This is a genomic window from Sphingomonas sp. PAMC 26605, assembly GCF_000241485.1.
Classification (GTDB): Bacteria; Pseudomonadota; Alphaproteobacteria; order Sphingomonadales; family Sphingomonadaceae; genus Sphingomonas.
Genome location: NZ_JH584241.1, coordinates 1,304,908 through 1,328,204, shown reverse-complemented (window position 1 = coordinate 1,328,204; position 23,297 = coordinate 1,304,908). Strand labels below are relative to the sequence as shown.

The window sequence follows — 23,297 nt, the reverse complement described above, 5'->3', positions numbered from 1 at the left end:
GCGCCAATCGCGAGAGACAACACCTTAATAGGAGACGCCTTCCTGATTTCTGCGCAAGTCTGCATCTACCATAAGCCGGCAAATCTCTTCTAGACTTGTTTTAGCCTTCCAGCCAAGCATCCGCTCAGCCTTACTTGCGTCCCCGATCAATAAGTCAACCTCGGCAGGGCGGTGGAAACGCCGATTGACGCGCACAACTTCCTTCCCAGTAGCAACGTCGATCGCAGTCTCGTAATCGTCTCGCCCACGAAATTCGAGTTCGATATCGGCGGCTTTGAATGCCATTCGCACAAAATTGCGCACTGTCTCGGTGCGGTTCGTAGCAAGCACAAAGGTATCAGGCTCATCAGCCTGCAACATTGCATGCATACCCTCAACATATTCTTTCGCGTAGCCCCAATCTCGCTTCGCATCCATATTTCCCAATTCGAGAACATCAACCTTCCCAAGTTTTATCTTGGCGATGGTATCAGTGATCTTACGGGTAACGAATTCACGACCACGCAATGGGCTTTCGTGATTGAAGAGAATACCACTGCTACCAAAAATACCGTGGCTCTCTCGATAGTTGATAGTAATCCAGTGTGCGTAGAGTTTTGCGACGCCATATGGGCTCCGAGGATAAAACGGTGTATCCTCCTTCTGTGGCACTGCCTGCACCTTGCCGAACATTTCCGAGCTGCTAGCCTGATAAAACCGGATATTTCGGTTCACGCTACGAATCGCCTCCAACATGTTAAGGGCGCCGATTCCGGCGATCTGCGCAGTGGCAACCGGCTGCTCAAAAGACACGCCGACGAAGCTCTGCGCGGCAAGATTATAGACCTCCGTCGCTTCAGACGCATGCAGAATGCGGAGCGAAGACGATAGATCGGTGAGATCGTGCTCGACCAGATGGAGATTGGGATGACCGAGGATGCCCAATTCCTCGATGCGCCAAAAGTTCACCGAACTGGTCCGACGGCACGTGCCATGGACCCGATAGTTCTTTTGTAACAAGAACTGAGCCAGATATGCTCCATCTTGGCCAGAAACACCCGTTATTACAGCACTCTTCACTACTTGCCTCTCTATCGTTTAAACCACAGAGGGAGATACGCGAATGCGTCCTGCATGGTTTAAAAGCATTTAACTATCCCCCCGCCCTCGCTTGACCAAAGAGTTTTATGTCATCTCATCGCCTGATAAAACCACGCTAGCAGACGCTTAAAAGTCTTACATTCGAAATTTCTGCTATCGTCTGCCATCACAAATATTCACCCACCAAGCCTTGGGCGCGAAGCTCTGGGATGCCTTGATTGCGGCAGACCAATTCAAATTTGCACACAAATCGATTTTCGGCATCGGCATTATTCCGTTCGTAGCAATGCCAGGAGCCGTCAGCCGAAGACGGGGCGTGGACAAGCGACGTCGCCCGCTTTGGCAACGCATCGAATAACCGATCGGTCGCTTTGGCGCACCGCGGATCATGAGGTCGCATCTGGTTCGGCGAAGCGCCCACTTGAGGAGCGTGGATAGCGGTATCCCGCGTGCGGAGCGCTTACCATTCGAGAGAATCGCGCAGTGCCGGCCACAAATGCCCGCTTCTTATGTCGCCCATACAGTGCGTTTGTCCCGCGGTATTCATATTTTCTTCCAATGACCAGCAACACTGCAACAAGATTACGATCGCAACGGGCTCGCCGCCTCCAACCTAACCACCACCCCTTCGATCACCTTGTCGAGCGCCTCATCGGAGAAGAACCCCCCTGCCACCAAACACCGGTCGATCAGCACGCGGCGGAACGCCGCGAAGGTTTCCGCATCGGGCTTGCCCGGATCGCGCCAGAAATCATCGAGCCGTCCCTGATAGGTGATCCCCTCGATGTCGTACACCGCCTGGCCGAGCGCGATCACGGGGATATCGAGCGCGATCGCCAGCGTGCCGCTGGTGCTGTTGATCGTCACCATCCCCTTCGAACGCTGCGTCACGGGCACGATGTCGCCCATCTCGAGATAATCGACCCGGTCCACTACGCCGTGGAGCGCCGCCAGCATCATCGTCTCGTCGCGCCAGTCGCGCACGCCATTGTCGAGCGGATGTTCCTTGACCACCAAGCGCATGTCCTTGGGCGCGTGGCTGGCGAACGAGGTGATCACCATCAGCAACGCGTCGGCGACACCGGCGAAGGACGAATGGAAGCGGATCTGCGCGTCCGAATCGAGCTGGAGCGGAAACACCATATAGGGCTCGGTGGTCTGCGCGAGCCGGGCGAGAACCACGTCGGCGCGCTCGCGCGCTTCCTTGCGGCGCGTCAGGCGCCGCGCCCAGCCGATGCCCTCGACCACCGGATGGAACGGACGGTGGTTTTCCCAGAAGGGATAATGCCAGCGCGTCAGCACGTCGGCGAGATTGTAGAGAATGCCCTCGGCGGCGCGGCGGCGGAACGACGAGGGGAAGGGATGCTGCGGCGGGACCGGCGGCAGCTTGGCGGCCTCGGCGCGATACCAGGCGGCATCGCGCGGCAGCGTCGAATGGCCATTCACGCCGCCGAGCTCGAGCGTCACCCAGTCGGGGCGAATATAGCCTTCCTCGAAGACATGCACCGGAATGTGCAGATCGCGGCACAGCGCGATCGCGGCGATGTGCAGTGGCCGGCAGTCGCCGAACAGCACGACGTCGGTAATCCCACGATCGGCGATGATCCGCTCGAGCGCCGCCGGCCACTCCGCCGGGGTACCGCGATAATCGATCCCGTTCGGCAAGCGCCAGAACAGCCGGTCGCCGCCGTTGAAATTGACCTTGTAGACGCCGTACCCGTCGCGCCGCAGCGCTTGCCCGACCTTGCGGAAGAGCGGCCCCATCAGCCCCTGCAGCAACAGGATATTGCGGCGCTCGAGCGCCGGCGGCACCCCCGGCGCCGCGACCTGTGGCATCAGGACCGGTGCACCGGTAGAGTGTTCGGGCATCTGGTCTTCCTTATCGTTACCCGGCAATGGCAATGCCCCAAGTGCCACCATACCAATGCCGCGCTCATATAGAGCGTTCCTGAATTTTCCAAGGAGGTCAGCACCCTTGCACGATCGTGACAGCGTCGCCGGCGGGCGCTATACCGCGACCGCTTCTCCTTCCAGCATTTCCGCGGGCAAGGTTCGGTCGAGGCAGACGACGTGCCGGTTCGAGGCGCGCATTTGTGGCGGATAATGTGATCTCCTTTATTGCTATGCTGCTCGCGTCGATCTTGCTGGACGCTAGTGTCAGACCACGCGCCGGCGGCTTTCGCGAAGCGCGGGGGCTCGTGGTGCATGTTCTGGCGATGACGGTCGTGTTCGGGCTCGGCCTTGCCGGCTCGGGCAACGCTCCGGTGGCGGCGTTGCTGGCGGTGGCACTGCTCGCGGTGTTCGTGGTCGCCTCCAACGCAAAGGTCACCATGCTTGGCGAACCGCTGGTGTTCTCGGACTTTGCGCTGTTGGTCGCGGTGGTGCGCCATCCGCGCTTCTACTTCACCGCGATCCCGCAGCGGCAGCGCTGGCTTGCCGGAGTTGCGCTGGCGCTCGCCGTGCTGACGCTGATCGCCTTGTTCGATTCCGCGCCGCTGGCGCATGCCGTGGGGTTGGCGGTGACGATCGCGGCCGGTGGCACGATGACGATGCTGCTGCGCGGACGCTGGTTCACGACCCTCGCGCAGCAGCCCGCGCTCGAGCAGGATCTCCAGCGCTTCGGGCTGATCCCGTCGGTGCTGCTCTACTGGCGGCGCTGGCGTGAAACGGCGGACCCGCTGCCCCAAGCCCCCCGCGCCGCGCCGCGCGCAGCGGACGGCAGCGTGCCGCCGCAGGTCATCGTCATCGTCCAGTGCGAATCCTTTGCCGACCCGGTCGCGCTCACCGGAGACCCCGCGCGCGCGCTGCCCGGGCTCGATCGCGCGCGCGACGTCGCGTGGCAATATGGCGAGCTCGAGGTCAGCGGTTTCGGCGCCTATACGATGCGCACCGAATATGGCGTGCTGTTCGGTCGCGACGAGGCGGCGCTCGGCTTCCGACGCTACGATCCCTTCCTCACCGCGCAGGCTGAGGCCAGCTATGCGCTGTCGGCACGCCTCGCCGCAGCGGGCTATCGCACGACCTTCGTCCATCCGCACGATTTGCGCTTCTATGGGCGCAACCGGTTGATGCCGGCGGTCGGGTTCGAGACGCTGATCGGCGCCGACGGCTTCGCCCCGATGCCGGAGGGTGGCGGGCGCTATGTCGATGACCGGCGGCTGGGCGCCGCGCTGTCGGGACTGGTCGATGCCAATCCCGGGGCGGGGTTCATTTATGCGGTGACGATGGAAAACCACGGCCCGTGGGACAAGCATCGCGAACCCGGCGCGGAGATCGGGCTCGAAGCCTATCTGCGGCACTTGCGCAGCAGCGATGCGATGCTGACCGCGCTGAGCGAACGCCTGGCAGCCGACCACCGCCCCGCTTTGCTCGTCTTCTTCGGCGATCATCGGCCGAGCATTCCCGGCATCCTCGAGCCGGGCGGCGCGCGCCATACGCCCTATGTCATGCTGCGCTTCGATGGCACCGGAAAGCCGATCCCGGGCAGGGGCCGCATCGACCTTACCCCCGCCGATCTGCACCATGCGGTGCTCGACTGCCTTTGGCCGCCCGCGGGGGTATGATCGTCGCGTTCGCCGCGATGATTGCGGCGTTCGTCACCGATCGCGCAAGACGCGACGCCTTACGCCGCCGGCGGCTGACCGCCAGCGGCCGGACCGCTCACTTGAGGCAGGCGACGATGCCCTCGATCACCGCGACGGTCTCCTTCGGGTCGCGCACGCGCACCGTGTCGAGCCCGAGCTCCTTCGCCGGATAGTCGTTGCCGCCCGGGAAGATCGCGTCGCCGATGAACATCATCTCGTCGAGCGCGATGCCGCTCGCGTCGCGTAGCTTCTTGAGGCCATAGGCCTTGTCGACGCCTTCGCGCGTGATGTCGATCGAAGTCGCGCCGCCCATGTTGATCGACAGACCCGGCAGCCGCTTGCGCAGGTCGGCCTGGATGATCTTGCGCTTGGCGAAATCGGGGTCCCAATGCTCCTTCGCATCGAGCGGCGCCTGCTGACCGAGCGCCGAGAAGGTGATCTGGCTGCCGCGATCCTCGATCCGCTCGCCCCAGGTCTGTTCGGGGACGAAGCCCGTCGCGACCAGCGCCGCGTCGAATTCGGTGAGGATCTTGGCCTTGGTCGCATCGTCGAACAATTCGGCATAGACCGGCGACCAGGCGCCGTCCTTGAAGGTATAGAGCTTGGTGCCGGTGGTCGGCATCAGCCACAATTTGCTGCGATCGGCGCCTTCGGGCAGGCGCGAGGCGACCTGCTTTTCGAACTGCGGCCAGTCGCCCCCCGAGATCACCGCGACATGCGCCACGCCGAGCAGATCGGTCAGTGCCTGCTGCATGGGTTCCTGCAACGGCTGCTTGCTCTCGGCGAGCGTTCCGTCGAGGTCGAAGGCAACCAGTTTCTTCATGCGCTCAGTCTCTGAAGCTATGGCCGATCAGGGCCGATGGGCGAGGATGCGGAAGCCCTTTGCGCAGCGTGCACGCCCTTGGCAAGCCAAATATGCCGGCCGTGAAGGCGCGCCAGACCACGTCAGTCCGCCGGCAAACTGCGCGGTGACGGGTTCGCATTGTTTTAACGCGCTCGCCTTAAGCGCATAGTTCTGGCAAGACGACCGAGGGTGGAACATACGATCGTGCAGAGCAATTCCCGGACGGACATTGGCACACGGCGCGGCATCATCCTTGCTGGTGGCTCGGGCACGCGGCTTTATCCGCTTACCAAGGGCGTCTCTAAGCAGTTGATGGCGATCTACGACAAGCCGATGATCTATTATTCGCTCTCGACCTTGCTGCTCGCGGGCATCCGCGAGATCATGGTGATCACTACGCCGAACGACCAGCCGGCGTTCAAAGCGCTGCTTGGCGATGGCAGCGCGCTCGGCATCGCGCTGGAATATGCAGTGCAGCCCGAACCCGCCGGGCTGGCGCAAGCTTATCACATCGCGGCCGATTTCGTGGCGGACCGACCGTCCGCGCTGATCCTCGGGGACAATATCTTCTACGGTCACGGGCTGATCGACACCCTGGCGCGCGCCGCGGCGACGGTCGAGGGCGCGACGGTGTTCGGCTATTACGTCAAGGACGCTTCGGCCTATGGCGTGGTGTCGTTCGATGCGGCGGGCAAGGCCGAGACGATCGAGGAAAAGCCGATCGCGCCGAAATCGCATTATGCCGTCACTGGACTCTATTTCTACGACGGTCGCGCCGTCGAGCTGGCGCGCGGGCTCAAGCCCTCGGCGCGCGGCGAACTCGAGATCACCGATCTCAACCGGCTGTATCTCGATCAGGGGCAGCTCTCGGTCGAGATCCTCGGCCGCGGCCTTGCCTGGCTCGATACCGGCACGCATGCCTCGCTGCTCGATGCGGCGCTGTATGTGCGGATCATCGAGGAGCGTCAGGGGCTCAAAATCTGCTGCCCCGAGGAGATCGCCTGGCGACAGGGTTTCATCGACGATGCGCAGCTCGCGCGCGTCGCGGCGCCGCTGTGCAAAAGCGGGTATGGCGAATATCTGATGGGCCTGCTCGACGGTCGCGCCGCATTCTCGGCGTCGCCGCAATGATCGCGGCGGGCACGAACCATGGCTAATCTGATCGTGACCGGCGGCGCGGGCTTTATCGGCGCGAACTTCGTCCATCACTGGCGCGCGGTGGCGCCCGATGATTCGATCGTCGTCCTCGACGCGCTGACCTATGCCGGCAATCGCGCCAATCTCGACGGGCTCGCGGGTGTCGAGCTGATCGTCGGGGATATCTGCGACACCGCGCTGGTCTCGCGCACGATCGCCGATCACCGTATCGACACGATCGTCCATTTCGCCGCGGAGAGCCATGTCGATCGCTCGATCACCGGCCCCGATGCGTTCGTCACCACCAACGTCGTCGGCACGCACAGCCTGCTCGCCGCGGCGAAGGCCGCGTGGCTCGATCGCGGGAGCGGCAGGCCGCATCGCTTTCACCATGTCTCGACCGACGAGGTCTATGGCTCGCTCGGCCCCGACGACCCCGCCTTTACCGAGACGACGGCCTACGCGCCGAATTCGCCCTATTCGGCGTCGAAGGCAAGTGCAGATCACCTCGTCCGCGCTTATCATCACACCTATGGGCTCGAGACGACGACGAGCAATTGCTCGAACAATTACGGGCCGTTCCAATACCCCGAGAAGCTCATCCCGCTGTTCATCCTCAACGCTCTGTCCGGCCGGTGCTTGCCAATCTATGGCGATGGCAACAACGTGCGCGACTGGCTGCACGTCGCCGACCATTGTCGCGGGATCGAGCTCGTCCTGCGCGGCGGGCGCGTCGGCGAAACCTACAATATCGGCGGCGGGCAGGAATTGCCCAACCACGCGGTGGTCGACGAAATCTGCCGCGGGATCGACGCGGCGTTTGCGAGCGATCCGCCCCTCGCGCGCCGCTTTCCCGCCGCTCCGGCCGCGCGCGGGCGCCCCACCGCCGAGTTGAAGACGTATGTCGAAGACCGGAAGGGGCATGATCGCCGCTATGCGATCGACGAGGGCAAGATCCGCGCCGAGCTCGGATACGCCCCCGCGCGCGATTTTGCGGGCGGGTTCGCTGAAACGCTGGCTTGGTATCTGGCGCACGAGGATTGGTGGCGGCCGCTTGCAGCCTTGCGCACACGTCCATAGCGCCCTTTTGCTGCTCATCATGGCTCGAACCGTTTCCCCGTCTGACGGATCCTCTTTGAAATTGCGTTCTTGTTATCTCGAATTGCGCTATTGCGAATTGATCCCGTCTTGCGCTCGGTGTACCAGCTTCGCTGCACCGCAGCTAAAACGCGTTGAGCAACCTGGCCTAGGATCCCCATGCCGATCACCGATACGCGACAGAAGAGGCCGAGCGTGCAGGAACAGCGGATCCGGCTGTTCCGCAACGACGTTCTCGAGCGCACGACGATGGTGTCGCCAGTCGCGTTCGTGCTGACCTGGGCGGCGATGCTCGCGCTGGCGGTCTATGCGAGCTGGGGTGCGGCGACGCTCGTCGAATCGGTCGGCCTTGTCCTGTTCGGCCTCTTCTTATGGTCGCTGTTCGAATATGCGATGCACCGCTTCGTGTTTCATATGAAGCTGACCTCGAACCTCGGCCGCGCCTTCCTCTTCCTGTCGCACGGCAACCACCATACGCAGCCCAACGACGCGATGCGCAACATCATGCCACCGCTCGTCAGCGTCGCGATCTGCGGAACCGTCTGGCTGGTTCTGTATGTCGCTGCCGGAGCGATCGGTTCGACGATCTTCATCGGCTTCGGCATCGGCTATGTGATCTATGACAGCGTTCATTACGCGGTCCACCAATTCCCGCTGCGCCATGGCCTGCTCGGACGGTTGAAGCGCCACCATATCCGCCACCATTATGCGCAAGAGGAAGGCAATTTCTCGATCACCGCGATCTTCTGGGATCGCGTCTTCGGGACCGAGGTCGCCACCAAGCGCCGCTAAAGCCGCCCCCGGGGTCTCAACCGGCAGTCAAGCGCTCGGCTAGGGACCCGATCGAGCAGGGTGAAACGGCCAGGTCCAGCTACCGGGCGCTGCTGAACCGACTCGCCCACCGCCACTTGCGCAACGGGCGCTCTCCGACCCTGCGCGCGGGCTTTGATCGTCCTCGGCAAGATCTCGACGGACAGCGGATCGTCGGTACACTGCTACGCGCCCTCGTTATCGCCGGACTTCACAGGCTCGCGCCGCAAGACGATTCGTCCGCGGCGTGGACACGGCTTGCGCCCGACCCTCACAGAGCCGTTGGAAGGCGCGACACGCCCGGATCGGCGCATCGCCATACGTCTCGCGCCATGCGACGATGTTGCCGACCCCGGGGCGCCGGGCCCGCGCGCTGCCCACCGCGGTCGCGACAATGCAGAAACCCCGGCTCCCATGACGGGAACCGGGGTCTTTGCAGGGGATCGGGCGCGTGGGCGGCCGGATCACCCGATCGGGCCCGACACCCGTTATGGGGGGTCGGGTGCCGGGACCGAGGCCGATTAGCCGAGCAGCTTGAGCACGCCCTGCTGCGACTGGTTCGCCTGGGCGAGCAGCGCGGTGGAGGCCTGGCTGAGGATCTGCGCCTTGGCGAGGTTGGTCGTCTCGGTCGAGAAGTCGACGTCTTCGATCCGGCTCTTCGCGTCGGTCAAATTGGCGACGTTCGAGGTCAGCGTGTTGACGACCGAGCTCAGACGGCTTTCGCCTGCGCCGATCGACGCACGCGTCGTATTGACCGCCTTGAGCGCCGTGTCGAGCGTATCCAGAGCTGCCGTCGCGTCGTCAGCGCTCGTGATCGTCAGACCGCCGGTATACGTCTTAGTCGCAGCGGCATAGGTGCCGGACACGTCGCTGAGATCGAGCTGCGAAATGTTGAGCGTGACCTGATCGGTCGAGGACGACCCGGTCTGGATCTTGACACTGTTGCCACCGGCCGCCGCGCTGAACAGCGAGACGTTGTTGAAGTTCGAGGTCCGCACGATGTCGCCGAGCTGCTTGGTCAGTTCGGTGACTTCGGTCTGCAGGTTCGAACGATCGTCGCCGGCGGTGCCGTCACCGCTGTACGTTCCCGAAGCCGACTGCACCGCGAGCTCGCGGATACGCTGCAGGATGTTGGTCGCTTCGCCGAGCGCGCCGTCGGCGGTCTGCGCGAGCGCGATGCCGTCATTGGCGTTGCGGATCGCCTGGTTCTGGCCCTTGATCTGCGAGGTCAGCGACGACGCGATCGCCAGACCGGCGGCGTCGTCCTTGGCCGAGTTGATGCGCTTGCCGGTCGACAGGCGCTCGATGCTGGTGGCGAGCGCCGAGCTCGCCGCGTTCGACGCGTTGCTCGCCTTGAGCGCGGCGACGTTGGTTCCGATAACGGTCATGGTGAGAATCTCCATCGTGGGTCGGCAATCCCGCCGTCCCCCATCGGAGAGCCGAGCCGCCAACAGTGCTAACGACCGGAGCCACGCGCGATTAAGCACTTTTGCAGAGCCGATGCATTTTTGCCAATTTTAGGCAGGTTTACCGGCAATCTCACGGCAACCGGTCAGACTTTGCCGCCCCGGCAATATCCTTAACCACTCGTTTACCAAAACTGCGGCATTGCAAGGCTCGTTCAAGGGGGCCCTTCATGCGATCCATCGTTCCGTCAGCCGCGATCCTTCGCCAGCACTACCCGCTGGTCTCCGCCCTGCGCGCGCAGGGCTTTGCGATCGGCGCCTTCCAAGACGGCAAGGCGCCACGCGACGCGCTGTTCCTCGTCGCCGAGGGCGAGACCCCGCCCGCCGCCGCACGCACCGTCGTGCTCGCCAGCGAAGGGCGCTACATCATTCCGTCGCACGACGGTGGCCCGGCGCGGGTCGCATTCGAAAGCGCCGATGCCGCAGTCGGCGCGGGCTTCGTCCGCGCGCTGCTCGCCGAACCCGAAATGCCGACTGCAGCCGATCCCGAAAGCCTCGCACTCCACGCGCTCGCCGAGCGCGTCGCCGCGGCCGACATTACCGTGCTGATCAACGGCCCGACCGGGACCGGCAAGGAAGTGCTCGCGCGGTCGATCCACCTGAAGTCGTCGCGCGCCGCCGGCCCGTTCATTGCGATCAATTGCGCGGCGCTTCCCGAGACGATGCTCGAGGCGCTGTTGTTCGGCCACCAGAAGGGCGCCTTCACCGGCGCCTCGGCCGGCGGCGAAGGCTTCTTCCGCGCGGCACATGGCGGCACGCTGCTGCTCGACGAAGTCGCCGAGCTGCCGCTCCAGCTTCAGGCCAAGCTGCTCCGCGCGCTGCAGGAGCGCGAGATCGTCCCGATCGGCGCGACCACGCCGCAGCCGATCGACGTGCGCGTCATCGCCTGCGCCAACCGCGACCTGCAGGACGAAGTCGCCGCGGGCCGCTTCCGCGCCGATCTTTACTACCGCCTCTCGGTCTTCCCGCTGACGACCAAGCTGCTCGCCGAGCGTCCGCAGGACATTCCCGCGCTCGCCGCGACGCTGATCCTGCGCCACGCCGGCAACCGCCAGACCATCCCCTGGCCCGATTTGTCGGCGATCGACCTGCTGCTGCGCCACGACTGGCCGGGCAATGTCCGCGAGCTCGAGAACGTCGTCCAGCGCGCGCTGCTGTTCGCCGGCGGCGACACGATCTCGGCCGAGCATATCGTGTTCGACCGCCCGAGCGCGCGCGCAGCGAGCGCCGCGAACGACGAGCCCGCGCAACCCGCCACGCTCGGCAACATCGTCCAGATGCACGAATTCCAGGCGATCCGCGAAACGCTCGCCGCCTGCAACGGCAGCCGGATCGAGACCGCGCGGCGGCTCGGCATTTCGGAACGCACGCTGCGCTACCGCCTCGCCAAGGCGCGCGAACAAGGTGACGACATCGTCTCCGCCGTTGGCCGGGTCGCCCAGTACGCCGTGGGTGTCGCATGAGCATCGACGCAATCGGCGGTGGCGCGATGGGCGTCGATCGGGTGATGGCGCTGCGTGCGCAGATCCTCGAACGCAACCAGGCGCTCGCGCGCGCCGGGACGTCGAGCCCCGCCGCGCCTACGACCGACGCCAAGCCCACGAGCTTCGCCTCGACGATGGAAGACGCGCTGAAGAGCGTCAACCAGGGCCAGGTCGAAGCCGGCAAGCTGTCGGAAGCCTATGAGCGTGGCGAGACGATCGACATCGCCAAGGTGATGCTCGCGCGCCAGCAGGCCTCGGTCGGTTTCGAGGCGACGCTGCAAGTCCGCAACAAACTCCTGTCCGCCTACAAGGACATCATGAGCATGCCGGTATAATCGATGAGCAACGCTCTCACTCCCGCTCCGCAAGGGTCGACTGGCTCCGGGCTCGCCGCAATGGTGCCCGAACGCTTCGCCAACCCGCTCAACCAGCTCCAGGGCCTGCTCGCGCAGCCCGCGGTGCGCCGCAGCCTGCCGATGGCGTTGCTGATCGGCCTGATCGGCGCGGCAGCACTCGCCTGGATGATGCTGGCCAGCCCCAACCAGAAGGTGCTGTTCGCCGGCCTCGCCGACGCCGACAAGGCTTCGGTGACGACCGCGCTGCAGGCCGCCAACATCACTTCGAAGATCGACGCGGCGACCGGATCGCTGACGGTCAACGAGGACGATTATTCGCGCGCGCGCATCCTGCTCGCCGGACAAGGGCTGCCCAAGGCGGCACCCGGCGGCTACGCGATCCTCGACAATCTCCCGATGGGTGTCTCACGTGCGGTCGAAGGCGAACGCCTCCGCCAGGCACGCGAGACCGAACTCGCTCGGTCGATCCAGGAGATCGACGCGGTCGCCGAAGCGCGCGTCCATCTCGCCACGCCCGAACAATCGGTGTTCGTGCGCGATTCGGCAGCGCCTTCGGCCTCGGTCATCGTCAAACTCCAGCCGGGCCGCACGCTCGGCGACGCGCAGGTGTCGTCGATCATCAACCTCGTCGCGTCGTCGGTGCCGGGGATGAAGCCCGAAGGCGTGACGATCGTCGACCAGATGGGCGGCCTGCTGACCAAGGGCGCCAACCAGAGCGCACTCGGCGCGGCGAGCGACGAGCGTGTCGCGTTCCAGCGCCGCATCGAGGAGAAATATCGCGCGCAGGTCGTGCAGATGCTCACGCCGCTGATCGGCGCGGGCAATTTCACCACCGAAGTCCAGGCCGATGTCGACCTCAACGAAACGCAGGCGACCAAGGAAAGCTACGACAAGCAGGGTGTGCTCCGCGTCGAACAGGGCCAGTGGACCGGCAACGGCAAGGAAGGGCAGGCCCCCGGCGGCATCCCCGGCGCGCTGTCGAACACCCCGCCGCCCGCTTCGACGCTGAGCGCGCCACAGCCGACGCCAGCGCCTGCCCCCGGCGCGACGCCCGTGGCAGCGACGCCAGGCGCGACCGGTCCGGTCGTTGCGGCGGCCGCGGGCGCGGTCAGCGATGCGCTCAAGGCGAGCGACCAATATTCGCGCGCTTACGATCTCGGCAAGGAAGTCTCGGTCAGCCGCACCGCACCCGGCACGATCACGCGGCTCTCGGTCGCTGTGCTGCTGCGTGACCCGGAAACGGGCAAACCGCGCAGCCAGCTCGAGATCCAGCAGATCACCCAGCTCGTCCAGACCGCGGTCGGCTACAGCCAGCCGCGCGGCGACCAAGTCACCGTGATCAGCCGCAAGTTCGCCGGCGCGACCGCGCTCGACGACAAGCAGCCGTGGTACGAAGCCGGCTGGCTGCCCGTGGTGGCGCGCAACGTGACCGCGCTCGTCATCGCGCTGCTCGTGCTGTTCCTCGGTGTCCGCCCGCTCGCGACGGCGCTGCTCAAGAAGCGCGACGACAGCGCCGCCCAGCCGCGCGCCGCGCTCGGTCGCGAGATCGGCCCGCCCGATGGTTATGAAGGCGGCCAGATCCCGCCGCCGCGCAGCGACCAGCCGGTCAGCATCGACGCGCTCGAAAATGCGCGCAACTATGACGACCGGATCGGCATGGTGCGCGGCTTCACCCGCGACAATCCGGCGCGCGCCGCGCTCGCCGTACGGGACATGATCAAGTCATGAACGCTCCAACCCGCGTCTATACCGGCGTCGAACGCGCCGCCGTGCTGATGATGCTCGTCGGCGAGGAGGAAGCCGCCGCGATCCTGCAGAAGCTCGATCCCGAGGAAGTCCGCCAGCTCGGCAAGGCGATGTTCGCCGTCGCCGATGTCAGCGAGATCGAAGTCGAGGGCGTGCTCGACGATTTCGTCGGCAAGGCGCGCGAGCGCACCGCGATCGGCTTCGACCCGCGCCCGCGGATCGAAGCGGTGATGACGCGCGCGCTCGGGCAGGAGAAAGCCGACAGCGTGCTCGCGCGGATCGTGCCCGCCCAGGAATCGTGCCAGCTCGACCTGCTCGACTGGCTCGACGCCGGCGAGATCGCCGCGATGATCGAAAAGGAGCATCCGCAGATCGCCGCGGTGCTGATCGCCAACCTCGATCCGACCGTCGGCGCGCAGGTGCTCGAGCTGATGCCCGATGCGGTCCAGCCCGACATCCTCCACCGGCTCGCACGATTGGGGCCGATCACCCCCGAGGCGGTCGAGACACTCAAGACGATGCTCGCGAACCGAACCGGTACATCTCAGGCCTCGGCCGGGGTCACGCTCGGCGGCACCAAGGACGCCGCCAAGATCCTGTCGAGCGGGCGCAAGGCGACCGAACTGCGCGTCATGCCGAAGCTGTTCAAGATCGACCGCGACGTCGCCAAGGCAATCGAGGAAGCGATGTTCGTGTTCGACAACCTCCTCGAACTCGACGACAAAAACCTCGGCACGCTGATCCGCAACATCGACAGCGACATCCTCACGCGTGCGCTGAAGGGCGTCGACGAGAGCATCCGCGCCCGCTTCCTCGGCTGCATGTCGAGCCGCGCCGCGGACGGCATCCGCGACGAGATGGAGGCGCGCGGGCCGATGAAGCTCAGCGAAGTGCTCGAGGCGCAGAAGGTGATCATCCAGATCGCGCGCAATCTCGCCAAGGACGGCACGATCCAGATGGGTGCGGGCGAGGACGATTATGTCTGAATTCACTGCAGGGTTTTCCGCGCGCGGCCAGGGCGTGGCCGAAGCGCTCAAGGCGGCGTTCGCGCCGCGCGTCGCGGGCTTCGCGCCCGCCGATCTGCGCGACCGCGTCGCGCGCGGCCCCGTCTCGTTCGCGCCGCAGGCGGCAGGCGAAGCCGGCCCGCGCCACTTCACCCCCGCCGATCCCGACACCAACCCGACCGAGGGCTGGGACCCGTTCGAGGCGGTGGCGGCCGCAACGCCGTTCATCGACCCGATCGAGGCGGCGCATTCCGCCGGCTATGCCGAAGGCGTCGCCGCCGCGCAGGCCGAGATGGCGGTGACGGGCGAGCGCGACCGCACGCTGCTCGCCTCGCTCGCGCAAGCGCTCCAGTCCGACGATCGCATCGACCGCGACGCAGTGGCGCAGCGGCTGCGGCAGACGGTGTTGTTTCTCGTGACGCGACTCGTCGGCGAGGTCGGCATCGCGCCCGACCTGCTGGCACGCCGGATCGAAACTGCGGTTGATCTGCTTAGCGATGCTGCCGAATCGGCGATCCTTCATGTCCATCCCGACGATGTCGCGCTGCTCGAGGGCAAATTGCCGCGGCAGATCTTCGCGGTCGGCGATGCGAGCCTGACGCGTGGGTCGTTCCAGCTCGAAAGCGCCGCGACGATCGTCGAGGACGGGCCCGAGCTGTGGCTCGAACAATTGGCGCACGCGATCGACCGCGTCGCGGTGCCGGAGGCGTGATGACGATCGCTACAGTACTCCCCTCCCTGGAAGGGAGGGGCTGGGGGTGGGTCGGCCCGTTGTCGAACGCAGCACCCGCCTCAGGCCGACCCACCCCCGCCCCCTCCCTTCCAGGGAGGGGAGGAAAATGCTGAACCGCTTCACCGACTCATACCTCGAATCGCTCGGCGTCCCCGATTTCGCGCCCAAACCTAAGGTCGCCGGCCGGCTCGCCTCGTTCGACGGGCTCCTCATGGAAGCGGTCGGCCTCACGCTCCCGGTCGGCACCGTCTGCCAGGTCGGCGATCGCCACTCGGGCGTCGAGGCCGAGGTGATCGGCTTCCGCAACGGCCGCACGCTCCTCATGAACCTCGGCGGCCCCGCCGCGCTCTTGCCCCAGGCCCCGGTCCGCCCGACCGGCGCGCCGGGCGAGGCCGAAGTCGGCGCAGCCCTGCTCGGGCGCGTCGTCGATGGCGCGGGCAAGCCGATCGACGGGCTCGGCCCGATCCGCGGGGCGGCACGCTGGCCGCTCGCCGGCAAGCTGCAGTCGCCGCTCGATCGTGGCCGCGTGCTGCACCCGCTCGACGTCGGCGTCCGCGCGATCAACGGCTTGCTCACCGTCGGCCAGGGCCAGCGGATCGGCATCATGGCGGGCTCGGGCGTCGGCAAGTCGGTGCTGCTCGGCATGATCGTGCGCGCGGCCGAAGCCGACGTCATCGTCATCGGCCTGATCGGCGAGCGCAGCCGCGAAGTCGCCGACTTCCTCGAGACCAAGGTCGCGGGCGATGCGCGCAAACGCGCGGTCGTCGTCGCGGTGCCCGCCAACCATTCGCCCGTGCTGCGCATCCGCGGCGCTCTCCGCGTCCATGCGATCGCAGAGGCGTTCCGCGCCGAGGGCAAGAAGGTTTTGCTGATCATGGATTCGCTCACCCGCGTCGCGCATGCCGGCCGCGAGATCGGCCTCGCGCTCGGCGAGCCCGCGAGCGCGCGCGGCTATCCGCCGTCCGCCATCGCGATGCTGCCCAATCTGATCGAACGTGCCGGCACCGACGTCCATTCGGGCGGGTCGATCACCGCGATCTACACCGTGCTTGCCGATGGCGATGACGGCAACGACCCCGTGGTCGATTCGGCGCGCTCGATCCTCGATGGGCATATCGTGCTGTCGCGCCAGCTCGCCGAACGCGGCGTCTATCCGGCGATCGACATCGGCCCTTCGGTCAGCCGCGTGATGACCGACATCGTCGACAAGCCGCACCTCAAGGCCGCGCGCACGCTGCGCCGCCACCTCGCCACCTATGAGGAAAATCGCGATCTAGTGCTGATGGGCGCGTACCGCGCCGGCGCCGACCCCGCGATCGACACCGCCATCGCGTGCCATCCGGCGGTAATGGAATATATCAAGCAGGACCCCGACGAGCAGGTTTCGCTGCCCGATGCGGCGGCCGAGCTGATCGGCGTGTTCGGCGGCGACTGACATGGCCAAGCCGACCAAGCTCGAACGCATCCTGCGCGTCCGCACGCTCCAGCTCGGGCTCGTCCAGGCCGAGGAAGCGCGCGCGCATGACCGCACCGCGAGCGAAGTGGCGCTGAAGGGCCGCATCGCGCAGCTCGTCGCCGGTGTCTCGCCAGCGCCCGAACCCGTGGCGGGCTTCTCGCTCGTCGCCGCGGCGCATTTCCGCGAACGCCTCCATCAATCGGCGCACGCCGCCGAGGGACGCCTGCGCGCCGCGCAAGCAACCGCCGAGCGCGCGGTCGAGGCGACGCGCGAGGCGCGCCGCGACCAGAGCGCGGTCGAGAAGCTCATCGCCCGCGCCGATGCCCGGGCGGTGATCAAGGAGATCCGCGCGCTCGAGTCCGCGCCGACCGGTCGCAAGATTCGGCACGATCCTTGCTGATTGCGGTGCACCGGCCGTTTACGGCCTGCCCGGAGCCCCGATGATCGATCCTCTGTCCACCCTGTCCTCCCCCATCGCGATCAACCCGTCCGCCAGTCCGGTGCAGCCGGGCGCGATCGCGCCTGCATCGACGTTCGGGCGCACGTTCGCGGCGCTGCTCGATCCGCGCGATACCGCGCGTGATCCGACAGCGGTCGGCAGCCGCGTGCCCGGCCACACCGACGCGACCGGCAGCGGCGTGCCTATTTGGACGGTGCCCCTTGCGCCACCATCCCGCCTCCCCGCGCAAATCGCGACGGCTACGGCAGCGGGCGCCCCGCCTCCCGCCAGTGCGTCGGCGGCGTCCCCGGTCCCAATTCCGGGTACGCCGAACGCAATCGTTCTCGCGGTCGCGCCGGTGGACGATCCGAGCGCAAGCGTGGCCGAGACGGCATCGCGCGCGAGCCAGCCCGCGCCCGCCGAGTTCATCGGCACGCGCAGCGCCGCAAGCGATCCAGTCGCGCACACCACGTACGGCGATGGCCCGCACGACCCCGCCCCGCACGGTGTCGGCGTGCCGAACGACGCCGACGCAATCGACACCGCAGCGCCGGCCCGGACCGAACCGCGGAGCGCGGCGCCCCTCATGGACGGTCAGGCTACCGATGACACGACGGCGGCGCCCCGCTCCACCGCAGGAGCGCCCGCCCCGGACTTCGCCGATCGGGACGGCGCGGCGGTCTCGTCGGTGCCGACAGCCGGTCCAGCTGCACTTCCGGCCAAGCCAGCAACGAGCCCAGGGCTGCCAGCGTCAGGGCAAACGGCCGCGACCGTCGTCGATGCGCGCGACATCGCGCGCGACCCGGCGACGCCCGCCAGCCAGGCCGACGGCGCCATCGACGCGACCGGCGTGCCGAGCAGCCCGGATGCCGAAGACACCGCAGCACCGACCCCGGCGGCACCGCGGATGCCGTCCCCCCTCGCGCTCTCGACCGCCGAGCCAGCGACGCCCGTAGCCGGTCGGGCGCCGGCTGCGCCGCCGAGCGCAAGCTCCGACCTGCCGACTATCCCCGCGGGTCCGCCGGGGCTTACCGCCCGGAACAGCGCTACGGTCGCGGAGACGGCGGCAGACCGTCCGACGGCAAGTTCGGTCGAGGCGCCTGCGACCGCGCCGCTTCCCGCGTCGGGGCCAACGCGTGCGCCACGCCCTGAGGCGGACGACACAGCGGGCGATCCCGCCACGGCCGCCGCGCCCGGCGATGTCCGGCACGACATTGCCGCCCGCGGCAAAGACGTGCCGAGCGACGCCGCCGACACCGCAGCGCCGATCCCGACGGCACCGCGGATGCAAGACTCGCGGCTCGCCGAGCTACCCTCGATCGCGAAGCCTGTACCCCCTGCTGACATCCAGCCTGCCAGCCGCGTCGTAGCGCCGTCGGCGGCGACGATCTCCGATACGCCAACCGACACCGCCGTCCCCGTGCCGCCGCGCGCCCGCGCAGAATCCTCCACGCCGGACCGCGCCGATCGGACCGGCGCCGCGGGTGCGCCGACGCGCCGCCCGGCCGCACATCCGCCGGAGCCGGCAGTCGCCGGGAGCCCGCCCGCTTCCACGCAGACACTTGCGGCGTTCCTAACGTCGCGCGACGCCGCGAGCGGTTCGAGCGCGATCACCTCGCACGATGACGGCCCGCGCGACGCCGACGGCGACGGCGCGCCGCCCGCTTCCGCCGGCGATTCGGCCGATGGTGCGGCCCCGATCTGGACGGCACCGCCGATGCCAGCCCCCGCTTTTCCCTTGCCGCTCACGCAGCCGGCGCCATCCGCCGGTAGCCCGCCGAGCGAAGGTGCGGCGGCAGCGTCCGCGACCGCGATCGCCGGCACGCCAACCCTCCCCGCCCGATCGCTACCGCCCCGCCTCGCCGCTGCTCCGGACGCCCCGCAACGCACCGACGGGGACGAGAGCGCGCTCGCAGGGGCCTCGCTGCGTCCCGCCGACCGCGCAAGCCCGCTGATCCAGCTTCCTGCCGCTTTGCTGGATGCGCACAGCGATTCCACCGCGCCACTGACATCAGGCACCGCCACGCGTGCCGATGCGCAGCCCGTTCCGCCACCACTCGATCAATCGATCACCGCGGCGCTCGACGCGGCGCTGATGCGTGCGACGGGCGCGCGGCAGGATGCGACACCGCCTGCCCCCACACCCGCCGAGGGCCCCCCGCCGCTCGCCCGCGCTGCGTTCGACCGCGCCGACGCCGCGATCGTCGCGAGCACGGTGCCGCAACCCGCCGGGCGCGTCTTCGCGGCAGCGATCGCCACCGCCTGGCGCGACCGGACGCAGCGCATCAGCGGTTCGGACGGCTCCGCCGGTCCGATCCTGCTCGGCCTCGCCGCGCCGGGCCAGCCGAGCGACGCTGCGATCGTGCCGGCTTCGGCGACTGCCAACGCCAATGCGCTCGATCTCACCCGCGACAGCGGTCTCGAGCGCATGATCGCGCATATCGAGACGCTGCGCGACGATGCCGACGCCCGCGACACGCGGATCCGGCTCGTCCCCGATTCGCTCGGCGGGGTCGATGTCGCGGTGCGGCAGGAGGGCGACCGCGTCCATGTCCACTTCACCGCCGAACAGGAGGCGACGCGCACCCTGCTCGCCGAGGCGCAGCCGCGGCTGACCGAGCTCGCCGCCGCGCGCGGCGTGCGGATCGGCGACACCAGCGTGTCGGCCGATCCCGGCGGCGGCCATGGCGCCGCGCCCCAGCCGCGCCCTGCCCCGCCCGTCACGCCGGCGCCGCGCGCGCCGATCGAAGAAGCCCAAACCCCATCCGACGCGCGCGTCGCCTGAGCCTTGAAGGAGCCCGACCATGAGTGAAGCTGTCGTAGAAACGCCCAAGAAGAAGAAGGGCGGCATAATGAAGTTGCTGCTGCTCGTCGTCGGCGCGCTGGTGCTCGTCGGCGGCGGTGTCGGCGGCGCGCTCTATGCGATGAACGCCGGGCTGATCGGCGGCAAGGGCAGCGCCGAGCCGAGCGGGCCGCGGCTGGTCCCCAAGGCCGAGCAGAAGCGCGCCGGACCCGGCGAGGGCGGCGAGGCCAAGGCGGTCGGCAACAAGCCCCCGACGGGGGTCGGCGGCGACCGATATGCTTCCAATTATTATGCGATGGACAAGGAGTTCACCTCCAACCTCCAGGACAGCGTCCACTTCGTCCAGGTCGGCATCGCGGTGTCGACGCCGTACGACGACACCGTCATCGAAAACATCAAGACCAACGAAATCGCGGTCCGCTCGGCGATCCTGATGGCGCTCGGCGACACCACCGAAGAGCAGGTTTTCTCCAGCAATGGCAAACAGATGCTCCAGCTCCGCTTGGCCAAAGCGATCAACGACACGCTCAAAGAGAAGGAAGGTTTCGGAGGCGTCGGTAACGTTTACTTTACCAATTTCGTTGTTCAGTGAGGCATGGTTAACGAAGGCCTTCAGCACGCAGCAAGCGACCGGCGCGAACGTCCGCGCCACGAGGCCGCGCATGCGACGCTCGGGGCCGCCAACCTCAACCCGTTCGGCGACCTGCACACGGTGCAGCACCTCTCGGCGCGGCTCGCGCGCGGGGTGCGCGCGGTGTTCGAGCCGCTGCTGCGCCGCGAATGCCGCACCTGGGCCGAGCCGCTCGTCGTCCAGCGCCTCGCCGACTATCGCGCGGAACGCCCCGACGGGCTGACCGCGTGGCTGCCGCTGACGATGGCGTCGGCGGGTGCCTTGCCCTCGGGTCAGGCGCTCGCGGTGCTCGACGGGCGCTTCGTGCTCGAACTGCTCGATCTGTTCTTCGGCGGCACCGGCACGGTCTCGGCCGAGATCGGCACCGAATTCACCCCCGCCGCCGAAGCGATGATGACGCGGCTCGGTGCGATGCTCGCGCTGCCGATGCAGGCGGCGTGGGAGCCGCTCGCGCGGATCGACTTCACCCCCGGCCGCGTCGAGGCGAACCCGTCGCTGATCCCCGATCTCGATGTCGAAGACGCCGTGGTGATCACGCGTTTCGGCATCGCGGTCGGCGCCACCAAGCCGGTGTTCCTCGACCTGCTCTATCCGGTTGCGGCGCTCAAGCCGCACGGCCCGTCGCTCACCGGCAAGGTCCACAAGACCGCCGAGCCCGACGCCGCGTGGCGCACGAGCCTTACCCGCGCGGTGATGGACGTGCGCTTCGAGGTCCGCTCGGTGCTCGCCGAGCCGATGGTCTCGCTCCAGCTGCTGATGGACCTCAAGGCCGGCGACGTGATCCCGATCGCGGTCGGGCAGGACGTGCCGGTGATGGTCGGGGGCGACCGGCTCGGGGCGGGGACGGTCGGTACGTCGAACGGCAAGGCCGCGATCCGGCTGACGACAATTTCGAATGACTTAGCGCGTGATCTCAGGGGTGGACTGCAATGAACGACATGACGGGCGGGTATCCGGTGGACGCGAGCCTCGCCGCCAATTTCCGGTTGTTGCAGGACGTCGACGTCAAATTGACGGTCGAGATCGGCTCGACCTCGCTGACGCTGCGCGAATTGCTCGCGCTCGGCGAGACGAGCGTGATCGAGCTCGACCGCCAGGCCAACGAACTGCTCGACGTGCTCGTCAACGGCACGCTGATCGGGCGTGGCGAGGTGGTGATGGTCGGCGACCATTTCGGTGTGCGCATGACCGAGCTGGTCAGCCCCGAAAAGCGGGGCTGACGCCATGATGTGGTCGTACATCCTCAAGCTCGTCGTGCTGCTGCCGCTCGTCTGCGGGCTGATGATCGGGTGCCTCTATGCCTGGCGCAAGCTCGAGTCGCGCATGCCGGGCCAGCCGTCCAACCGGATGCTCAAGGTCGTCGAGACGATGATGATCTCGCCGAGCGTGCGCGTCGCGGTGCTCGATTTCGAGGGGCGCAAGCTGCTCGTCTCGGTCAGCCGCACCGGCGTGGCGCTGCTTGATCGCGGCGACGGCAAATGAGCGTCAAGGTCGTTCGCAAGGGCTCGGGGCCCGCACTGATCAGGACGCCGGCGCCGCGCGTCGCGCCGTGGGGCAAGATCGCGCTCGTCGTGCTCGGCATCCTCTTCGCGCTGATCGTCGCGCATCCCGCCTTCGCGCAAGCCGCGCCGCTCGCGACGCCGCCTGCACCGGGCGCGGGCGATGCCGCCGACCGCGCGCTGAAGGACCTCGGCGGCGGCAATGCGCCGCTCGCTTTGTCGCTCCAGCTGCTCATCGTCATGGGGCTGCTGACGATCCTGCCCGGCATCCTGTTGATGATGACGAGCTTCACGCGGATCATCATCGTGCTGTCGATCGTCCGCCAGGCGATGGGGCTCCAGCAGACCCCGCCCAACCAGGTGCTGATCGGGCTCGCGCTGTTCCTGTCGTTCTTCGTGATGGCGCCGACGATCAACCAGATCAACACGGCCGCGATTCAACCTTATGCCGCCAACAAGATCGGCGCGACCGACATGATCAAGGCGGCGGGCGTTCCCTTGCACGCCTTCATGACTAAGCAGACGCGCAAGAAGGACATCACCATGTTCGCCGGCATCGCCAAGAGCGGGCCGTACCAGAATGCCGAGCAGATCCCCTTCTCGGTGCTGCTGCCGGCCTTCGTCACGAGCGAGCTCAAGACCGCGTTCCAGATCGGGTTTCTGGTGTTCTTGCCGTTCATCGTGATCGATCTCGTCGTTGCGACCGTGCTGATGTCGCTCGGCATGATGATGCTCTCGCCGACGATCATCTCGATGCCGTTCAAGCTGCTCCTGTTCGTGCTGGTCGATGGCTGGGCGCTGACGATGGGCTCGCTTGCCAACTCGTTCGTGAACTGAGCCGATGGACGCGGACTATTTTCTCACGGTCGCCAACCAGACGATGTGGGTGCTCGCGCTCGCCTCGGCGCCGATCCTCATTCCGGCTTTGTTAGCTGGGCTCATCACCGGCATGATTCAGGCGGCGACCTCGATCAACGAGCAGACCTTGTCGTTCGTGCCCAAGCTGATCGTCGTCGCGGTATCGCTGGCGGTGTTCGGGAGCCTGATCCTGGGGTTGCTGTGCGATTTCACGCTGGGGATCTTCGAGCGGATTCCGGATCTGGTGCGATGACGACCTTGGAGGAGCG

General features: G+C 67.0%; 22 protein-coding genes. 18 read left to right on the top strand and 4 right to left on the bottom strand.

Translation table 11 applies throughout. The features are described from left to right. Window positions 1-24: 24 nt before the first annotated feature. Entirely contained in the window at window positions 25-1,059 is a 1,035-nt protein-coding gene (gene gmd / locus RH90_RS06120) for a GDP-mannose 4,6-dehydratase (protein ID WP_010184535.1), read from the bottom strand. Window positions 1,060-1,662: 603 nt separating this feature from the next. After that, a complete protein-coding gene (locus RH90_RS06115; protein ID WP_010184534.1) occupies window positions 1,663-2,949 on the bottom strand; it encodes a capsular polysaccharide export protein, LipB/KpsS family in 1,287 nt (428 codons plus the stop codon). A gap of 329 nt (window positions 2,950-3,278) precedes the next feature. Here RH90_RS06115 and RH90_RS06110 point away from each other — a divergent pair, with 329 nt between their 5' ends. After that, window positions 3,279-4,643, top strand: a complete 1,365-nt coding sequence (locus tag RH90_RS06110) for an LTA synthase family protein (protein WP_232280309.1) — start codon at window positions 3,279-3,281, stop codon at window positions 4,641-4,643. Between the two features lie 97 nt (window positions 4,644-4,740). Here the strand turns inward: RH90_RS06110 and RH90_RS06105 are convergent, their stop codons facing one another. Continuing rightward, on the bottom strand, window positions 4,741-5,487 hold the full coding sequence (locus tag RH90_RS06105) for an HAD-IIB family hydrolase (protein ID WP_010184532.1): 747 nt from the start codon (window positions 5,485-5,487) through the stop codon (window positions 4,741-4,743). Window positions 5,488-5,712: 225 nt separating this feature from the next. On the opposite strand from RH90_RS06105, the gene rfbA reads away from it, so the two are divergent. The 3 genes from rfbA (at window position 5,713) to RH90_RS06090 (ending at window position 8,535) form a co-directional block, all read left to right on the top strand. Next, a complete protein-coding gene (gene rfbA / locus RH90_RS06100; RefSeq protein WP_232280308.1) occupies window positions 5,713-6,639 on the top strand; it encodes a glucose-1-phosphate thymidylyltransferase RfbA in 927 nt (308 codons plus the stop codon). Window positions 6,640-6,657: 18 nt separating this feature from the next. Beyond that, the gene (rfbB, locus tag RH90_RS06095) at window positions 6,658-7,725 is read left to right on the top strand and encodes a dTDP-glucose 4,6-dehydratase (protein WP_010184530.1); all 1,068 of its coding nucleotides are present in this window, start codon (window positions 6,658-6,660) and stop codon (window positions 7,723-7,725) included. Window positions 7,726-7,902: 177 nt separating this feature from the next. Then, the gene (locus RH90_RS06090; RefSeq protein ID WP_010184529.1) at window positions 7,903-8,535 is read left to right on the top strand and encodes a sterol desaturase family protein; all 633 of its coding nucleotides are present in this window, start codon (window positions 7,903-7,905) and stop codon (window positions 8,533-8,535) included. 539 nt (window positions 8,536-9,074) lie between these two features. On the opposite strand, the gene RH90_RS06085 is transcribed toward RH90_RS06090, so the two are convergent. After that, window positions 9,075-9,941 (bottom strand): flagellin N-terminal helical domain-containing protein, encoded by an 867-nt coding sequence (locus tag RH90_RS06085; protein WP_029625081.1) that lies wholly within the window; start codon window positions 9,939-9,941, stop codon window positions 9,075-9,077. A 248-nt stretch (window positions 9,942-10,189) separates the two neighbouring features. On the opposite strand from RH90_RS06085, the gene RH90_RS06080 reads away from it, so the two are divergent. From RH90_RS06080 to fliQ, 14 genes are all read left to right on the top strand, one after another. Then, window positions 10,190-11,482, top strand: coding sequence for a sigma-54 interaction domain-containing protein (locus RH90_RS06080; RefSeq protein ID WP_010184526.1), 1,293 nt, complete (start codon window positions 10,190-10,192; stop codon window positions 11,480-11,482). Further along, on the top strand, window positions 11,479-11,838 hold the full coding sequence (fliE, locus tag RH90_RS06075) for a flagellar hook-basal body complex protein FliE (protein WP_010184525.1): 360 nt from the start codon (window positions 11,479-11,481) through the stop codon (window positions 11,836-11,838). The genes RH90_RS06080 and fliE overlap by 4 nt, the downstream gene beginning before the upstream one ends. Window positions 11,839-11,841: 3 nt before the next feature. After that, entirely contained in the window at window positions 11,842-13,587 is a 1,746-nt protein-coding gene (gene fliF, locus RH90_RS06070; RefSeq protein ID WP_029625079.1) for a flagellar basal-body MS-ring/collar protein FliF, read from the top strand. Next, window positions 13,584-14,591: a flagellar motor switch protein FliG gene (gene fliG, locus RH90_RS06065; protein ID WP_010184523.1), complete on the top strand. Its 1,008-nt coding sequence runs from the start codon at window positions 13,584-13,586 to the stop codon at window positions 14,589-14,591. The genes fliF and fliG overlap by 4 nt, the downstream gene beginning before the upstream one ends. After that, window positions 14,584-15,321 (top strand): FliH/SctL family protein, encoded by a 738-nt coding sequence (locus RH90_RS06060; RefSeq protein WP_010184521.1) that lies wholly within the window; start codon window positions 14,584-14,586, stop codon window positions 15,319-15,321. The genes fliG and RH90_RS06060 overlap by 8 nt, the downstream gene beginning before the upstream one ends. 127 nt (window positions 15,322-15,448) lie before the next feature. Continuing rightward, a complete protein-coding gene (locus tag RH90_RS06055) occupies window positions 15,449-16,777 on the top strand; it encodes a FliI/YscN family ATPase (protein WP_010184520.1) in 1,329 nt (442 codons plus the stop codon). A 1-nt stretch (window position 16,778) separates the two neighbouring features. Continuing rightward, window positions 16,779-17,198 (top strand): hypothetical protein, encoded by a 420-nt coding sequence (locus RH90_RS06050; protein WP_010184519.1) that lies wholly within the window; start codon window positions 16,779-16,781, stop codon window positions 17,196-17,198. A 40-nt stretch (window positions 17,199-17,238) separates the two neighbouring features. Next, complete coding sequence (locus RH90_RS06045) at window positions 17,239-20,022, top strand: flagellar hook-length control protein FliK (protein ID WP_010184518.1); 2,784 nt, start codon at window positions 17,239-17,241, stop codon at window positions 20,020-20,022. Between the two features lie 19 nt (window positions 20,023-20,041). Further along, on the top strand, window positions 20,042-20,632 hold the full coding sequence (locus RH90_RS06040; protein ID WP_029625078.1) for a flagellar basal body-associated FliL family protein: 591 nt from the start codon (window positions 20,042-20,044) through the stop codon (window positions 20,630-20,632). 3 nt (window positions 20,633-20,635) lie between these two features. After that, window positions 20,636-21,604 (top strand): flagellar motor switch protein FliM, encoded by a 969-nt coding sequence (locus RH90_RS06035; protein ID WP_010184515.1) that lies wholly within the window; start codon window positions 20,636-20,638, stop codon window positions 21,602-21,604. Then, window positions 21,601-21,891, top strand: a complete 291-nt coding sequence (fliN, locus tag RH90_RS06030; protein ID WP_010184514.1) for a flagellar motor switch protein FliN — start codon at window positions 21,601-21,603, stop codon at window positions 21,889-21,891. The genes RH90_RS06035 and fliN overlap by 4 nt, the downstream gene beginning before the upstream one ends. Window positions 21,892-21,895: 4 nt before the next feature. Next, a complete protein-coding gene (locus tag RH90_RS06025; RefSeq protein WP_010184512.1) occupies window positions 21,896-22,153 on the top strand; it encodes a flagellar biosynthetic protein FliO in 258 nt (85 codons plus the stop codon). Then, window positions 22,150-23,007, top strand: coding sequence for a flagellar type III secretion system pore protein FliP (fliP, locus tag RH90_RS06020; RefSeq protein ID WP_010184511.1), 858 nt, complete (start codon window positions 22,150-22,152; stop codon window positions 23,005-23,007). Before RH90_RS06025 ends, fliP begins: the two co-directional genes overlap by 4 nt. Before the next feature lie 4 nt (window positions 23,008-23,011). Then, entirely contained in the window at window positions 23,012-23,281 is a 270-nt protein-coding gene (fliQ, locus tag RH90_RS06015) for a flagellar biosynthesis protein FliQ (RefSeq protein ID WP_010184510.1), read from the top strand. The last annotated feature ends 16 nt before the right edge of the window (window positions 23,282-23,297 follow it).

Bases quoted from the DNA above. Each gene is read 5' to 3' on its own strand.
- rfbB (WP_010184530.1), top strand. From the start codon at position 6,658: ATGGCTAATCTGATCGTGACCGGCGGCGCGGGCTTTATCGGCGCGAAC.
- RH90_RS06045 (WP_010184518.1), top strand. From the start codon at position 17,239: ATGATCGATCCTCTGTCCACCCTGTCCTCCCCCATCGCGATCAACCCG.
- fliN (WP_010184514.1), top strand. From the start codon at position 21,601: ATGAACGACATGACGGGCGGGTATCCGGTGGACGCGAGCCTCGCCGCC.
- fliE (WP_010184525.1), top strand. From the start codon at position 11,479: ATGAGCATCGACGCAATCGGCGGTGGCGCGATGGGCGTCGATCGGGTG.
- RH90_RS06035 (WP_010184515.1), top strand. From the start codon at position 20,636: ATGGTTAACGAAGGCCTTCAGCACGCAGCAAGCGACCGGCGCGAACGT.
- RH90_RS06085 (WP_029625081.1), bottom strand. From the start codon at position 9,941: ATGACCGTTATCGGAACCAACGTCGCCGCGCTCAAGGCGAGCAACGCG.
- RH90_RS06105 (WP_010184532.1), bottom strand. From the start codon at position 5,487: ATGAAGAAACTGGTTGCCTTCGACCTCGACGGAACGCTCGCCGAGAGC.
- RH90_RS06025 (WP_010184512.1), top strand. From the start codon at position 21,896: ATGATGTGGTCGTACATCCTCAAGCTCGTCGTGCTGCTGCCGCTCGTC.
- fliQ (WP_010184510.1), top strand. From the start codon at position 23,012: ATGGACGCGGACTATTTTCTCACGGTCGCCAACCAGACGATGTGGGTG.
- fliF (WP_029625079.1), top strand. From the start codon at position 11,842: ATGAGCAACGCTCTCACTCCCGCTCCGCAAGGGTCGACTGGCTCCGGG.
- fliG (WP_010184523.1), top strand. From the start codon at position 13,584: ATGAACGCTCCAACCCGCGTCTATACCGGCGTCGAACGCGCCGCCGTG.
- RH90_RS06060 (WP_010184521.1), top strand. From the start codon at position 14,584: ATGTCTGAATTCACTGCAGGGTTTTCCGCGCGCGGCCAGGGCGTGGCC.
- RH90_RS06055 (WP_010184520.1), top strand. From the start codon at position 15,449: ATGCTGAACCGCTTCACCGACTCATACCTCGAATCGCTCGGCGTCCCC.
- RH90_RS06090 (WP_010184529.1), top strand. From the start codon at position 7,903: ATGCCGATCACCGATACGCGACAGAAGAGGCCGAGCGTGCAGGAACAG.
- RH90_RS06040 (WP_029625078.1), top strand. From the start codon at position 20,042: ATGAGTGAAGCTGTCGTAGAAACGCCCAAGAAGAAGAAGGGCGGCATA.
- RH90_RS06050 (WP_010184519.1), top strand. From the start codon at position 16,779: ATGGCCAAGCCGACCAAGCTCGAACGCATCCTGCGCGTCCGCACGCTC.
- fliP (WP_010184511.1), top strand. From the start codon at position 22,150: ATGAGCGTCAAGGTCGTTCGCAAGGGCTCGGGGCCCGCACTGATCAGG.
- RH90_RS06115 (WP_010184534.1), bottom strand. From the start codon at position 2,949: ATGCCCGAACACTCTACCGGTGCACCGGTCCTGATGCCACAGGTCGCG.
- RH90_RS06080 (WP_010184526.1), top strand. From the start codon at position 10,190: ATGCGATCCATCGTTCCGTCAGCCGCGATCCTTCGCCAGCACTACCCG.